Source organism: Comamonas sp. E6 (genome assembly GCF_001010305.1).
Taxonomy (GTDB): domain Bacteria; phylum Pseudomonadota; class Gammaproteobacteria; order Burkholderiales; family Burkholderiaceae_C; genus Comamonas; species Comamonas thiooxydans.
This window is the reverse complement of record NZ_BBXH01000034.1, coordinates 14,664-27,569: the sequence shown is the minus strand read 5'-3', so window position 1 is coordinate 27,569 and position 12,906 is coordinate 14,664. Positions and strand designations below refer to the sequence as shown.

The window sequence follows — 12,906 nt, the reverse complement described above, 5'->3', positions numbered from 1 at the left end:
GGTATTGGTTAATCAATGAAGCCGAGTTCACGCAGTGCTTCTGTTTCTTGGGTGTACTCAGCGTCCTCGATTAGCAGCACGCCGTCAGGCCCATACACATTGCGTTGGGGCGCGCCCATGGGTTGCTCTATGCGTTCGACTTTGTAGCCGTGCCGCTCCCATATCTCGGTGGTGTTGATGCGTGTCATTAGTTCACTTTACTCAAATTGAAGCCCTGCAAGCAAGGCCTTGGTTTTAACAACTGCTGCCACTAAGACTGACGCAGAGGCGACTTTCGGATACAAGTGAATGCTTGACGCTGATCGCTGCACTTGAGGAAAGCTACATGGTATGTACATACAGCCGCTTTTTGCCATTTCTGAGGTCAGTGAGTTGCAGCAGGTCATGAATAGCTATCCGCTCGCAACACTGATTGCTGGAGGCGCAGGCGAGGTGGAAATCAATCTGCTGCCACTGCTGTTGGTGAAGGCGGGCTCGTTGGGGCGGCTCACCGGACACGTGAGCAAGAGTCATAACTTGTATTCAAAGGGCCGCAGCATACAGACCGTGACTGCGATCTTCCAAAGCCCGAATGCCTATATCTCTCCTCAGTGGTATGTCAATGGGCAGCGAAGCGGGCGAAATGCACCAAGCTGGAACTACATGGCCGTTCAAGCGCAAGGCCGCATTTGATTTATCGGTGATGCTTTGTGGATGCGCGAGCACCTGGATGCCTTAACCCATTCCCAAGAGGTGTTGAGGGAAGAGGCATGGTCACCAACTCAAGCGGATCCCGAGTTCCTGGGATTTGTGGCGGCGCGGCTCATCGGCTTCGAGGTGGACATAGAAAACTTATGCGGCAAGCGATTCTTATCCCAGCAGCGCACAGCCGCTGATCGGGACAGTCTGATTCAGCACCTGGCTCAGGATCAAGGACCTGGCGCAGCCGCAGTCTCCAGGCTGATCAGGTCTTAGCGAGTGCCATGGTCAGACAAACCGCAACGCCCTGAATCAAGACTCAAGACGCTCCGGTTTGCGCCCTGATGTCGCTCAGGGGCTGGTGCTGCTTGGGAGGTGACGGATCAGACTTTGGGTGGATCATCCTTACTGCGTGGGGTTTGTTGCAGAGGAGATTGATTTCATTCGGTGCTTTCTGTATTCCAACATGGCAGTCAGGCCGCAGATGTCACCTTATCCCCTCTAGAGAGGGGTAGCAGCACGCGATGAAGTCAGTACGATCCTTGCTCACACTCAAAGGGATGAATACTCATGAAAGCAGCACTGATGATCTTGGCCACATTGATGTCGGCAGGCATGGTTTTTTCTGCACATGCCGACGAGGCAAAAGCAGCCATAGCTTCAGGAGCCATCAATATGGCCGCGAACATGAATGAACTCGCTTTGGCTTGTGGGCACATGAGTTCTCAGGATGTGGAGACTGGCCGCATCAAGCAACGCGACGCGGCCATCAAAGATCTTGGTGTTGCTCCCGTCAGCTACGACAAGATGTATGCCGGTTACGCATCTGACTTCAAGAAGAAATGGGGCTCCATGACCCTAGCAAAACAAAAAAGCACCTGTGATCAGATGAAGCGCTAGCAATTCCTTCACATCCTGCAACCAGGCCCGCCTCGGCGGGCCTGGTTGCATGTTTTCAACTGTTGCTGGGGGCTCATGCCGCTGCCTTCTCAGTAGCTTTCCACAAAAGGCATTTCCGTCTTATCAAGCGCAATCATCATGCCCATGGTGTTGGGGTCGATTTCAATTGGGGTACTCCAGATCCGGGTTTTTCTGTGCTGGCCAAATATTGAACGCACAGAGCGGTGCATCTGAGCAGAGCTGCTCTCAGTCCATTACCTCGCAGATTATGGTGAAAAGAATGCAGGATTGCTGGCCAACTTGCATGTCTTGGGGCGGCGTGCTCGCGTCCAGGCTGCCTCATCCGCTTTGGCTGCTCGATAGCCAGTCTTGCCTCCATTGCGCAGGAGCTCGCGGCTGATGGTAGATGCAGCTCGTTTCAAGCGGCTGGCAACGCAGCGGATAGATTCACCTGCGGCCAACGCCCTGGAGATTTCTTCTCGTTCAGGCATGGTCAATGCCAGACGAGAGCGATGCCTAGCCGCTGGTCGGATGCCACCCGTCGCGCTCAGGATGGTGTGAATGGAGGTGTGTGGTCGGTCAAGCAGCTTGCCGATCTTGTGCAAGGTATCGCCAGCTTTCCAGCGATCCCACATCAGGGCCTTCTGAGCTTGAGTGCACCAATCCGCGGTCTTTGCTTCGTGCCAACACTCCTTGCGCCAGTGGCGGTCATTGTGTTGCATTGACTAGTTGAATCCACAGTCGAGAGCTGCCTTAGATCACTGGCGGCTCTCGGTTGCGGCCATTGTTAGCCTGCGACTTGAACGACGGCTAATGCAGTTAGTTGACACTGGTGCAGCTAGATATGACGTACCAATAGGTTGTTCACCCGCTCCGAAACTGGAAAGCTGTGGTTGTCACGCCATCGCCACTCTCGTGGGGAGACTGCTCGTGGGCATAGGCGTGGTACCACCAAGCCATGCCTTGGGTGATCATGGCCAGGCCAACATCGAGAGTTTGTGGCCCCAATGGGTGCTGACGCAGGAGCGACCCAAAAGCAGACCTGTCGCCTGTATCGGTCTGTCTTGGTGCTGCGCAGCTCAGCCTCTTTCTGAAATGTCAGCTTGGCCAGTGTCTGCCGGGCACGCTCCCCGAAAGGTTGCTTGCGCTCAGGGGCGTCAATGCCCTGCAGTCTTGCCTTGAGCCGTTCGTGTTGCCCTGGTCTCCGTATCGGGTGGTCAGGGTGCCTCCGTCTGAGATGCTGACGATAAGGCAGAAGCGGGGTGAGCATGGATTCAGTCTATTCAACTCACAAGTAGATGGGAGCGCTTTGAAGTCCATGAGACGTAAGTGTGGACAGACAAAAGGGGTTAGACCTTTCGATCTAACCCCTTGTCATTTGGTCGGAGCGGCGGGATTCGAACTCGCGACCCTCTGCTCCCAAAGCAGATGCGCTACCAGGCTGCGCTACGCTCCGAAGGCTGTTAATGTAACTTGAAATTGGGCTCGGAATTCAGAAATTCATGTGCAATTTGATGCAACTAGCCTGCAACCACATGCTGTTGAGGCTCGATTTTCGGCAAAAAAACCATGGGTATGGTGCTGCACGAGACGCTGTCGGTGCTTTGTCGTGTCGTGGGTGGGGTGAAAAATCGCACCGATTTCACACCCCCCTTGAGGGCCGCTTAGGATAAGGGACGGGCGCGGGTTCACTTCCCGCCAGTCCACCATCTCCCAACAACCCAGCACATGCTGGGTTGTTTCAATCATCTGCCCGTAGCTCAGTTGGATAGAGCAACAGCCTTCTAAGCTCACCCAACAATCAAGCGCACAAGCGGGTTTCCCGAGGTTTTATGCTCCGCTTTGCTGTATGTTTAAACAGTGTTTAAATGACGCAAACGTGTTGCAGCTAAAGCCTTTGCGGAGCAAGAATTCCTCTATTTCGTAGCTTGAACCCTAGTGCCTCGGCGCAGGTAGTGGCGCTTGGTCGTCTGCACAGACGTGTGCCCCAATTGCTTGGACGCAGCCAGTTCTCCGCGTTCGTCGGCAACATCGTCAGCGGCCTTTGCGCGCAAATCGTAGAACCAGAAGGCGCGGATCTGCGCGGCCAGCGCGGCATTGCCTGACTTATCAGCCTCGTCGGCGGCGTCAGATCGCGCAGTCTCAAACGCTTTGCGAAGCATTTGTTTGGACATGGCCTTGCCGTATTGGCTGACCAGCAGATTTGCGCTCCAAGTCTTGTGTGATCGTTTTCGCTCCTCGATACGATCCAGCAGGGCCTTGAGCTCGCCTTCGATGATGAATCGAAGCGCCGCGGAGGTCTTGCTCTGCTTGATTACGAGGTAGCCGTCAATGATGTCGTGGTCGGTAAGGGACCGGGTATCGCCGGGCCGCTGGCCAGTCAGATAGGCCAGGTCCATGGCGTCCTTCAATGCCACGTTGCCATGCTCGTAGACCAGGCGATAGACCTCATCGGATATGTAGACTTCGCGCTTGCCGAGCGAGTGGCCTTCAATGCCCGTGCAAGGGTTCTCGTTCTCCGTCCAGCCCCAGGCCCGGGCCATGTTGAACATGTGTGAGAACACGCGCTTGAGCCGGTTGGCTGTGGTGGGGGTGTCTTTGGCCCATTGCAGCAGCAGATAGATGTGCTTGGGCTTGATGGCATTCAGTGGGGCCGGCGTCGGGTTGCAGAAAAAGGTGCGCAGCTTCTTCAGATCACCTAGCTGGGTAGCCTGCGTGGACTTGGCTTTGAGGGGGATGACCTCTGCCTCGTATTTGTCCGCCAACTCTGCGAAGTTCTCAGAGACTGGCCGTGCAGGCATGGCAGACAGCTCAAGCCATTTCTGCACAGCGACTCTGTAATCGCTGCCCAGAGGAATCTCTTTGCGCGGCTTGGCTCCGGTGTCGAAGTAGTAGTAGGTTGTGCCGGACTTTTGTTTGCGAGCCCGGAAGTTTGGCATTGCTTTAACCATGGCTAAACGCAGGCTCCCATGTTGCGGTACTGACCTCTGGAATGGCTTGGCCTTCTATAGAGTGACGAGTCACGATAGGCCGGCCCACAGCGTTGAGATAGAACGGAATCTTCATGCTGCGCAGCGCGGCTGCCTGAAGCATTTCACGGGTCTTCCCCGCCTTGCCGCGCGCGATGCCAGTGAGTTCCCTGATTTCATCTGGAGTTAAGAACGTGCTCATGATCATTAATTCCATAAAAAAGCCCCGCATCAGCGGGGCTCGGGGTGGTTGATAGGTTCGCGCCATCTGTCGCGCTTGTCGCCTCGGTCGCGGGCTCGCTTGCTCATCCTTTCTGCGCTCCTTCCTTGGTCGCTGCTTGGGCCGCGATAGCGGCGCGCTGAGCGTCCCAGCTGCGCGGCATGTATTGGCAATCCACTGTTGGGCGGCGCAACTTATCCAACTCCGAGCAGAGCCAAGGCAGATCGGTTTCGCGGCACTTGTGCTGCTTCATTGCGGCTTCCAAGGTGAAGCGCTCTGCATCGTCCAAGCTCGTCGTGTAGCCCCCACCTGAGCGCCAGAAGCTCGGGCAGTTTCCGACCATTGCGCTCCAGCGAGCATCCTGCAGGTAGTACATGACATCCGCATCCCGCTCGTCTGCCTGCGCCTGGGGTGCTGCGAGCCGGGCATGGGCCTGCGCCATGCGGAAAATGCTTTTCGCATGCCAGTCCGGGTCAACAATGATGGTGTCGGCCGGATAGTTCTTTGCAAACCACTCGCGGAAGCTATCGGGCGTATCCGCCTGCGCGGGAAGTCCGGTAGCAGTAGCCAACAGGGCGCGCAGCTGCTCCTCTGTGTAGAGGTTTTCCCATTCGTCGGCATGCTCGGCATCTGGTGTGAACTCGTTTGCAGCAATGATGTTGGACGAGTGGGCGTACTTTGCGAGTCCAAGGCTGTAGGCCACAGGCTCAGGCAGCACCACTGGCGCGGCTGCCGGGGTGGCGGCAAGCGCGTCAGCGACACGCAGGTGCTCAAGGTGCGAAGCCTTTTCTGCGCTGAATCCGTACCATTTGCCCGCGCCATAGATGCGATCCAGCCGAGCCGCTTCGGCTCGCAGCAGCTTTTCAGCGTCGCGCACTGCATCAGGCACTGCCACGGCTGCAGGCGCTTTGATCGGTTGTGCGCTCTCGGCGCTCTCCATGCTCTGCCTGGTGGGATGGCCGTGCTCGCCATCAATGAGCTGCCCATGAAGCCACGATTTCCCACGCGGTGCAATGTTGAGTTCAGTGGGAATGGGGGCGTGGTTGGAGGTCTTGTCTTGCATATAGGTGGTTCCCAGAATGAGAAAAGCCCGCGGCGGCGGGCTTGATGGTCGGAAAGGTTTGCCAGCGATCGCGTGGACTTACTTCGGTGGCTGGGGCAATCACAGTAGGATGTACCTCTTTTTGGGGAGGAGTGGTTATGGAGCGGACAATTCAGGGTCTACAGGTGTTTTCATCGGCTTTGCTGACAGGAATCGATTCGATGTATGCGGCCAGGGTAGGGGTCTGTTCTCAGGGTGGAGAGACTCACTACTTTCAAGTCGGGGAAGCCGAGACGGAGTTGCACGCTGAGCAGCTCGCTGCGGAATACATCTTGCTAATGAAGGAGCTACCAATCGATTGGGTAGATCAGTGTCTTGAGTCGCCAAGCCCCGAGTAAGGCGGCTATTGGTCTTAAAAGCCCGCTCAGTGGCGGGCCGGAAAGTTGTCAAGGTTGAGGTTGTCAGTGGCCGCAAGGAAGTGGCTGACCTTGTTCCTCTTTGAAGTCTTGAGGCAGCGGCGCGCCGCAGCTTCCGCAACGCTTATCGGTGGTGGTGTTTGTCATGCTGGTGAAACTCATAAAAAAGCCCGCTCAATGGCGGGCAAAGGCAATTTTGTGGAGGCTCTCTAAATCTTGCTGCGGCCTCGGTAGTCGAGGTCTGTGGCGGAGTAGTTTTCTCGCTTCCGCCATTCCATTTGCACTGGGCCGGCATGTTCAGGAGGGTAGGTGATGCGCTCTTTTTCGCGACTGAGCTCCCATCGCTTGGCCTCCACGACATGGTGAACGGGTGATTTTTTAGTTTTCGTCATTGGTGAGGCTCTCTGTAAATATCCGAACGCTAGGTCCACAGTACATGGTTAATCCTTAGTGGTCTATCAATTTATTTTTTGAAGGCTTTGATGTGAGGGACGTCAGGCCGGGAGAGCGGAAGATTTCCAACCAAAGGTCTTTCGGTTCACCTATACTGGCCTCACTCGCTGTTAAGGCCGTTCGCCCCAACAGTGCCTGTCTGACACCAATGCCGCCCCTTGGCCGCAGGTAGCCGCTCTTCTAGCAAAGCACGCGGTGGTCACTCCCCTCTAGGCGAACTCACCAGATCCTGAACATCCTTATGGATCTGCGTTGCCCCCTGCATTCACAGCGGGCCTTCCCTATCTCACTTGATGGTCTGCGCAATCGTGCGTGCGGCCGTCCGTTTTCATGCTGCACAAAAACATTACAGAGCAGATTGGCCGCTACGTGGTCACACCTCTGACACAGCCGAGCACCAGCGGCCAATTCCTGGCTGCCGTTTCCATTCGCCGCGGTGCATATGACCGCGTCATTCGATTTGTTCCCCAGTTTTCTAACGAGTCGCTTGCCTCTAGCTATGCCCTGACTGAAGGGCGAAACATGGTCTTGAACCACAGTCTGAATTGAGCGGCTGAATCCTTCACTCACAGGAGCTAACTTGGCAAAAGAAGAACTAATCGAGATGTCAGGACGAGTTGATGAAGTGCTGCCGGATGCGCGATTTCGCGTGACTCTGGAAAACGGCCATCAGCTCATTGCTTACAGCGGCGGAAAGATGCGCAAGCATCGTATTCGTGTTCTGGCTGGTGACAAAGTGACCGTCGAAATGTCGCCCTACGACCTGAACAAAGGGCGTGTGACCTTTCGCCATCTTCCTCCTCGTACTGGTGCTGCTACTGGGGCCAAACCTGCCTTCAAGCGCCGCCGCTGACCCTTATCAATCTTGTAACCGCTCATCGCTGACATGCGTGAGCAATCTTTGAAAGAACACAATGCAATCCAATCTCTACGTTACCAATCTCGGCTATTCCATCGACAGCGAAGCCCTGCGCACACATTTCGGCAGCTGCGGTGATGTGGTCGCTGCAGACGTCATCATTGATCGTGACACCGGCCGTTCGCGCGGTTTCGGCTTCGTTGAAATGGGCACTCAAGAGCAGGCCCAGAAAGCGATCGAAACACTGAATGACCAGCCGCTTGGTGGTCGCGCACTGGGAGTGGCTTTGGCCCGTCCACGCAAATAATCTTCTTCGATCTGTAAGAAGGGCTCACGCCAAAAGCGTGAGCTTTTTTCTTTTGCAGCCTCTCTTCCCGCAAGAGCAACTCAAGAGACAAGCTTCTTGACTTCCTGAAGCTGAACCTCCAGCCAGCCCGCCTTGATGGTCAGCTCTTTGCATTGCTAGGCAGCTGCTTGAAGGATGGCAACACATCTCTTGGCATCAGTAGGTCCGTTGCAGTACCTTATGGGAAAGGTTTGCTGGTAGTTTTGACCTGCTCTTTCTTAAGGAGTCAGCTCTGTTAGGCAGGCCAGCTGGATTCGCAAGGCAGTGGGTTCACTGCAAGGAGGTCGTGATGGAAACGATAGAGCAGATGGCTGACAGACACATCCGCGAATCCGAAGCTAGCCTGGACCATATCGACCTGCTTATGAAGCGTGCACAGAAAGCGAGCGCAAAGGCGTCTGATCAGGCGGAGATAGAGCGATTGCTAGAGCAGGCGACTATGCGGCGGGAGAAGCTGGATCTGCATCTTGCGGCTCTTAAAGAGGCCAGGCTGCAGTCCGATCTAGCGCGGCTTGTGGAAGAGGGAAAGAGCTTCAGGGACAGGCTTGAAAGAATAAGAATGGGCATTGAGCGCTTGCTCTTGTCACTAATTTAGGACTTCTCAGCCCTGCTCCATTAAAGAAGCCCGCTCGATGGCGGGCCTCTCTAGATTGGAGATATTTGCTATCTTATTTATGGCAAATTTCCCTGGAAATAGAAAGAAGGCTTTTTCAGAAAGCCCCATACCTGTAAGCAAAGTAGCCTGCAGCAATCATGCCAAAGATTGCAAGCGTCAGCATGATTCCTGCAATAGTGTTTCCTGGTTGAAAGCCGGCTAACTTATTGCCTTCTGTTTTTTGGGATGCGCTCGTTTCCGGCTCTTCTTCTTTTGGCCACGGGAAAAACATGCACTTCAGGTTTGCCCAGAAGCCGTGAACTTTGCGTTGAGAAAGTTCATGCATAAAAACTCCTTACGTCATTCGATCTGGATATACATCCCAACCATGCTCTGCCTCCAGCTGCATAGCATTGGAGGGTTGCGCTGACCTTGCGTCCGGATCGTCGATGTCCACATCGCTATTTTTCATAGGCACATTCGGCGACCGTGCATGGTCATCGTGAGAAATCGAGTGACTGATGATTTCTGGTTGCAGCGCCTGTGGCGCTGGAGCAATAGTGATTGCTAGATCTTCACGTTGCATTAAGTCTCCGGTCTTGTCAGTTGAGCAATCCTCAAGGATTCGCTTTGCTTCAGTGGAAAAGAAAGCAGTTCCGAAAGGGGACTAGGCTTGAGCAAGCACAAGAGGCAGAAGCTCACTTAGATGGTCAATTGACTGCGCCACGTCTTGCCCATCTTTGATTTAGCTCGATTTCGGGCATGCTTGAAATCAGGAGAGTTCAAGCCGCTCAATCGATTTGAGAGCTGTAGGTTTCGGATCTATACAGGCAGGTTATTTGACCAATTGCCTTGTCCCTACGGTACGCCCATTTCATGGAAAAAACCGTTTTAACGCAAACACTTACATAGGAATTGTGACCATTGATACGTTTGCATCTATGGCATGTAGAGCTAGCAATAGGCAGGATCATCCGTACGCTCAAGGGACTACCTTCTTGATTTCCTGGATCTGGCCATCAAGCCTTCACTGCCTACTCTTTGCACTGCTGGGCAGCTAAGTGAGTCGATAGAGGCTACCTTTTTTCGGCTTGACCAGCTTTACCTCTAGTAAGCGCAAATCCGAGTAGCGTGCCTGCAGCCAAGGCTCCGCCGACTACCCGCCAGGGGGACGCGTGCACATAGGAATCTGCGGATAGTGCTAGGGCTTTTGATTGACCAATGGCGTTGGCAGAAGCCGTCTTCACCTTTTCCAAGGTAGATGCAGCCTTGCTGAAAAGCATCGATGCCGCTGGATCTGCATCATGCCCATTCGACGCTAGAACGTTCCGCAAATCATCAAGTAACCGGTTTACATCACGTGGAAGCTCTGCAGCACTTTCTTTTTGAACTTTCATAAGGACTCCTGATTGAACAAAGGGGGAGTTCAGAGTAAGCGATGGAAGTTTCATGAGTTGTAGTCCAAGCTCGGGCGTTCACATATGAAGTGTGACGCCAGGCTACGATGTGCTATCGATTTGAACTAGATAAAAGCGTCTTTTGTTTGGATTTTGTGATTGCTCAAAGTGTTGCCAGTTGGCGCCTCCCAGCCAGTTAACGCTTATTTCGGTGGCCAAAGCGAATGCACTAAATCCTCATCTGAATGAATACAGTTTGAATTCCGGTTCACCTCAGCTGACATGCCACCTCGAATGGCCTACGAGATGTTGTGCTGTGAACCTGCACACTCGTCTGTTGTATGGGAGTTAGCAGGTGCTATGAGGGTCTAAAAGTCTTCCGTGTCGGCAGCGTTGCTCGGGGCTGTGATTTTTGCGGCATCGCTTAAGAAACAACCTTCTTGATTTCTTGGATCTGCACCTCAAGCCAGCCCGCCTTGACGGCCAGCTCTTTGCATTGCTGCGCAGCTTCTTGAAGGAGGTAGGGCTTGCTGCGCACCGCAGTGCGCTTGGCGGTGCGCAGCCATGCAGGTTCATCAAAGGCGCTCTAGCGGTTTGCCTCCGGCCTTTTGCGCCATCTGGCAAAGCCGCTCGTGCGCCTGCTTTGCTTCATCCAGCAGGCCAGGCGCGATACCTGAGACGCGCCAGCCCTTGTGTACGGACACAGGATCCGCCTTGGCCGCCAGGCGGCGCTGGCGCTCGAGCTCCGCGCCTTGGGCTCGCATGGTGGCCATACGAGTGGCAGAGATCGGATCGCCGTTGTGGTTCACAAAAGTCAGACTCATGGAGGCCTCCAAAGAACAAGCCCGCTCATTGGCGAGCAGTCGATTCATTGATGTGGGCACTTAGCCCTGCTCATAAAGATCTATGAATGGGTGATCAGTTGCTGGCGCTGCCAGCCAGCGAGGCGGGCAGGTCGCCCAGGCGGTTGCGGCCTTCGCCGCCCAGTGCTTCGATCAGATCCGGAATCAGGCGCGAGAGCTCACCGGTGGCAATCGTCACATCGGTATCAAAGCCGCTGTCATCCTTGCTGTTGCCGTCCATGACGGCATCGAGCAGCGCGATGTTCTTGATCTGCAGGCCTTCGGTCAGCACAAAACTCACACGGTCGTCCCAGGTCATGGCCAGCTTGGTGGGCAGCTTGCCGTGCTCGATGTGCTGGCGCACCTCATCAATATCCAGCGGGTGGCGGGCGTAGCGCACCACGGCCTTTGATTCGTCGCAGGCTTTCAGTTCTGTCTCGCGGTCGGCGCTGAAGCCTGCGGGCGGCTCCTGGGTCATCAGCCAATGTGCCATGGCGGCCTGTGGACTGGTTTGCGTGTCCAGCAGTGCCAGGGCGAAGCCGGGGAGACCCTCGACTAGCAGTGTCACCACCTCGTCGGCGCGGCCCTGGGCGCTGGTATCGAGCACCAGGGTGCGCGCCTGAGGGTCGATCCAGACCCACATGCTGCCTTGCTTGGTGAAGGCCATGGGCAGCAGATCCAGCTTGGCCTCGTCCTTGAGCTCGCGCTTTTCCTTCTTGCCGGGCTTGCGGCCCTCGGTCTTTTCGATGTGCTCGGCCTTTTCGTTGACCTTGCGATTGAGCACGCTGGCCGGCAGCACCTTGGCCTCGGTCATGAAGCGCATGACCCATTGACCGGCCACGGACTCGACCAGCGGGCCGTGCTGCTCGCCGCGCGGCGGCACCCAGCCCACGGAGCGCTCCTGTGTGGCGCCGCACTCCTCAAAGACTGTCTTTTGCAGTGCATTCTCCAGCACCTGCAGATCGCTTTGCCAGCTCTCGGCAATGCGGTAAATGATCATGTTCTTAAACATTGAAGCTCCAAAAAAATAGCCCGCATATGGCGGGCAATGGTTTTCCACTAAGAATTGAGATGCTTCGACCTGCTAGGCTTTAGATAATGTCTTGGGTGCTATCAAAATAAGATAGTTAAATCGCGTTTTAGTGAGGCGTTGCAGGCCATGAAAACTAAAGCTATTGCGGTTGGCGTCGCGGCAATGTGCGCTTCGTCATTTGCTTTGGAGTGCTTCGGGCAAAACTCCAATGCTGTCGCTAGTGAAGTCAACAAAGCAGCCTCTGAGTCTTTGAAGACTTATCGACTACATGGACTAGCCGGGTTGAAAGAGTCAGTGGCTGAATGCTGGCTACAGCCGCGTGATTTTTGCCTCTACTTGGACGTTGCAGCTCAGCGCATTGCGGCTACTAGAGGCCGCAGAGATACCGCGCTTGACAAGTATTTCTTCACATCAGCATCCATGGAGCGCGCCCATGCATGGCTATCGCCGAATGCTCGAGGCCCTGTGTCCAATGTCCAGTACCTTTATGCCGTAGAGCAAATGATGGACAGCATCTTGAGCACCCAGCAGGAAAAGGTGATCTACAGCGGTCAATAGCTCTCGGCAGGAGCCTACCTCAGACGCTGCACGGTATTCTCACCCAGCCTCTCGGCATGCCGAGGGGCAGAAATGGCAGCCGCGCACGATGAACTCACGGCTGTATTTGCGGGAGTTCTTTTCGTTGAGCCACTCTCTAACTGTCAGCTGTGCGTTCAATGATCATGCTCTTGAGCATCGGGCCTCCATCAACAAAATAGCCCGCGTGCATGCGAGCTGTCAGATGAACTAGTTAGCCAAGAAGCGGTCCAACAAGAACTCACTCTGGCTTTGGAGTGAGTAGCCTAGAGGCTCAACTTTCTTTGGGGACGCCATGAAAGTGCTTCTTGTGATTTCCATCCTCGCCACTACGCTTACTGGCTGTGCAGCGTTGTCGAGGCCTGAATTTGTCTCGATGGCTGATCAGCGATCCAGTTGTGCAATGGGATCCATGAACATGGGAGGGGACATTGGTCGATGGATGTATGGCCCTGATCGGCAGCCATGGACTGGCGGAGATGGTCCGTTCTTTGTTCGTAGCAACATATAGCGTGTATTGATTCCTGCCCGAATCAAGCAGAACGGATGAGACATGCATCGTCGTGCCGGTGGTTTCTTG

At 54.9% G+C, this 12,906-nt stretch carries 16 protein-coding genes, 1 tRNA gene and 1 pseudogene; 6 read left to right on the top strand and 12 right to left on the bottom strand.

Annotated elements, in window-relative coordinates:
- Positions 1-8: 8 nt before the first annotated feature.
- The gene (locus tag CSE6_RS23750; protein WP_034407284.1) at positions 9-188 is read right to left on the bottom strand and encodes a hypothetical protein; all 180 of its coding nucleotides are present in this window, start codon (positions 186-188) and stop codon (positions 9-11) included.
- 142 nt (positions 189-330) lie between these two features.
- Between CSE6_RS23750 and CSE6_RS26600 the strand changes: the two genes are divergently transcribed.
- Both CSE6_RS26600 and CSE6_RS23740 read left to right on the top strand, forming a co-directional pair.
- Positions 331-672 (top strand): FMN-binding negative transcriptional regulator, encoded by a 342-nt coding sequence (locus tag CSE6_RS26600; RefSeq protein ID WP_238585795.1) that lies wholly within the window; start codon positions 331-333, stop codon positions 670-672.
- 576 nt (positions 673-1,248) lie between these two features.
- Complete coding sequence (locus tag CSE6_RS23740) at positions 1,249-1,578, top strand: hypothetical protein (protein WP_034390069.1); 330 nt, start codon at positions 1,249-1,251, stop codon at positions 1,576-1,578.
- A 287-nt stretch (positions 1,579-1,865) separates the two neighbouring features.
- Here the strand turns inward: CSE6_RS23740 and CSE6_RS23735 are convergent.
- The 6 genes and pseudogenes from CSE6_RS23735 to CSE6_RS23710 all read right to left on the bottom strand — a co-directional run.
- Positions 1,866-2,213 (bottom strand): annotated as a pseudogene (locus CSE6_RS23735) (helix-turn-helix domain-containing protein); the annotation flags it as partial.
- Positions 2,214-2,416: 203 nt separating this feature from the next.
- A complete protein-coding gene (locus CSE6_RS23730) occupies positions 2,417-2,848 on the bottom strand; it encodes a thermonuclease family protein (RefSeq protein ID WP_238585794.1) in 432 nt (143 codons plus the stop codon).
- Positions 2,849-2,957: 109 nt separating this feature from the next.
- A tRNA-Pro gene (locus tag CSE6_RS23725) sits at positions 2,958-3,034 on the bottom strand.
- A gap of 460 nt (positions 3,035-3,494) precedes the next feature.
- On the bottom strand, positions 3,495-4,343 hold the full coding sequence (locus CSE6_RS23720) for a tyrosine-type recombinase/integrase (protein WP_238585793.1): 849 nt from the start codon (positions 4,341-4,343) through the stop codon (positions 3,495-3,497).
- Between the two features lie 178 nt (positions 4,344-4,521).
- On the bottom strand, positions 4,522-4,749 hold the full coding sequence (locus CSE6_RS23715) for a DUF4224 domain-containing protein (RefSeq protein ID WP_238585792.1): 228 nt from the start codon (positions 4,747-4,749) through the stop codon (positions 4,522-4,524).
- A gap of 103 nt (positions 4,750-4,852) precedes the next feature.
- On the bottom strand, positions 4,853-5,830 hold the full coding sequence (locus tag CSE6_RS23710) for a hypothetical protein (protein ID WP_052088558.1): 978 nt from the start codon (positions 5,828-5,830) through the stop codon (positions 4,853-4,855).
- Positions 5,831-7,258: 1,428 nt separating this feature from the next.
- Between CSE6_RS23710 and infA the strand changes: the two genes are divergently transcribed.
- The 3 genes from infA to CSE6_RS23680 all read left to right on the top strand — a co-directional run bounded on the left by infA (position 7,259) and on the right by CSE6_RS23680 (position 8,478).
- Positions 7,259-7,531 carry a translation initiation factor IF-1 gene (gene infA / locus CSE6_RS23690; RefSeq protein WP_034383896.1) on the top strand — a complete coding sequence of 91 codons (273 nt, stop codon included), beginning with the start codon at positions 7,259-7,261 and terminating at the stop codon, positions 7,529-7,531.
- A gap of 61 nt (positions 7,532-7,592) precedes the next feature.
- The gene (locus tag CSE6_RS23685; RefSeq protein WP_034383899.1) at positions 7,593-7,844 is read left to right on the top strand and encodes an RNA-binding protein; all 252 of its coding nucleotides are present in this window, start codon (positions 7,593-7,595) and stop codon (positions 7,842-7,844) included.
- Between the two features lie 328 nt (positions 7,845-8,172).
- Positions 8,173-8,478 (top strand): hypothetical protein, encoded by a 306-nt coding sequence (locus CSE6_RS23680; protein WP_034383901.1) that lies wholly within the window; start codon positions 8,173-8,175, stop codon positions 8,476-8,478.
- A gap of 115 nt (positions 8,479-8,593) precedes the next feature.
- Here the strand turns inward: CSE6_RS23680 and CSE6_RS23675 are convergent, their stop codons facing one another.
- From CSE6_RS23675 to CSE6_RS23655, 5 genes are all read right to left on the bottom strand, one after another.
- Positions 8,594-8,824 (bottom strand): hypothetical protein, encoded by a 231-nt coding sequence (locus tag CSE6_RS23675; RefSeq protein ID WP_003061322.1) that lies wholly within the window; start codon positions 8,822-8,824, stop codon positions 8,594-8,596.
- Between the two features lie 9 nt (positions 8,825-8,833).
- Positions 8,834-9,064, bottom strand: a complete 231-nt coding sequence (locus CSE6_RS23670; protein ID WP_131421512.1) for a hypothetical protein — start codon at positions 9,062-9,064, stop codon at positions 8,834-8,836.
- 490 nt (positions 9,065-9,554) lie between these two features.
- Entirely contained in the window at positions 9,555-9,875 is a 321-nt protein-coding gene (locus CSE6_RS23665; RefSeq protein WP_080745923.1) for a YqjD family protein, read from the bottom strand.
- A 575-nt stretch (positions 9,876-10,450) separates the two neighbouring features.
- Positions 10,451-10,699 carry a hypothetical protein gene (locus CSE6_RS26595; protein ID WP_238585791.1) on the bottom strand — a complete coding sequence of 83 codons (249 nt, stop codon included), beginning with the start codon at positions 10,697-10,699 and terminating at the stop codon, positions 10,451-10,453.
- Between the two features lie 94 nt (positions 10,700-10,793).
- The gene (locus CSE6_RS23655) at positions 10,794-11,729 is read right to left on the bottom strand and encodes a recombination-associated protein RdgC (protein WP_059441635.1); all 936 of its coding nucleotides are present in this window, start codon (positions 11,727-11,729) and stop codon (positions 10,794-10,796) included.
- 147 nt (positions 11,730-11,876) lie between these two features.
- Here CSE6_RS23655 and CSE6_RS23650 point away from each other — a divergent pair, with 147 nt between their 5' ends.
- On the top strand, positions 11,877-12,308 hold the full coding sequence (locus CSE6_RS23650) for a hypothetical protein (protein ID WP_238585790.1): 432 nt from the start codon (positions 11,877-11,879) through the stop codon (positions 12,306-12,308).
- The last annotated feature ends 598 nt before the right edge of the window (positions 12,309-12,906 follow it).

Coding starts and splice junctions, on each gene's coding strand:
- CSE6_RS23750 (WP_034407284.1), bottom strand. CDS start 188: ATGACACGCATCAACACCACCGAGATATGGGAGCGGCACGGCTACAAA.
- CSE6_RS23665 (WP_080745923.1), bottom strand. CDS start 9,875: ATGAAAGTTCAAAAAGAAAGTGCTGCAGAGCTTCCACGTGATGTAAAC.
- CSE6_RS23675 (WP_003061322.1), bottom strand. CDS start 8,824: ATGCATGAACTTTCTCAACGCAAAGTTCACGGCTTCTGGGCAAACCTG.
- CSE6_RS26600 (WP_238585795.1), top strand. CDS start 331: ATGTACATACAGCCGCTTTTTGCCATTTCTGAGGTCAGTGAGTTGCAG.
- CSE6_RS23670 (WP_131421512.1), bottom strand. CDS start 9,064: ATGCAACGTGAAGATCTAGCAATCACTATTGCTCCAGCGCCACAGGCG.
- CSE6_RS23740 (WP_034390069.1), top strand. CDS start 1,249: ATGAAAGCAGCACTGATGATCTTGGCCACATTGATGTCGGCAGGCATG.
- CSE6_RS23710 (WP_052088558.1), bottom strand. CDS start 5,830: ATGCAAGACAAGACCTCCAACCACGCCCCCATTCCCACTGAACTCAAC.
- CSE6_RS23685 (WP_034383899.1), top strand. CDS start 7,593: ATGCAATCCAATCTCTACGTTACCAATCTCGGCTATTCCATCGACAGC.
- CSE6_RS23730 (WP_238585794.1), bottom strand. CDS start 2,848: ATGCTCACCCCGCTTCTGCCTTATCGTCAGCATCTCAGACGGAGGCAC.
- CSE6_RS23715 (WP_238585792.1), bottom strand. CDS start 4,749: ATGAGCACGTTCTTAACTCCAGATGAAATCAGGGAACTCACTGGCATC.
- CSE6_RS26595 (WP_238585791.1), bottom strand. CDS start 10,699: ATGAGTCTGACTTTTGTGAACCACAACGGCGATCCGATCTCTGCCACT.
- CSE6_RS23655 (WP_059441635.1), bottom strand. CDS start 11,729: ATGTTTAAGAACATGATCATTTACCGCATTGCCGAGAGCTGGCAAAGC.
- CSE6_RS23650 (WP_238585790.1), top strand. CDS start 11,877: ATGAAAACTAAAGCTATTGCGGTTGGCGTCGCGGCAATGTGCGCTTCG.
- CSE6_RS23680 (WP_034383901.1), top strand. CDS start 8,173: ATGGAAACGATAGAGCAGATGGCTGACAGACACATCCGCGAATCCGAA.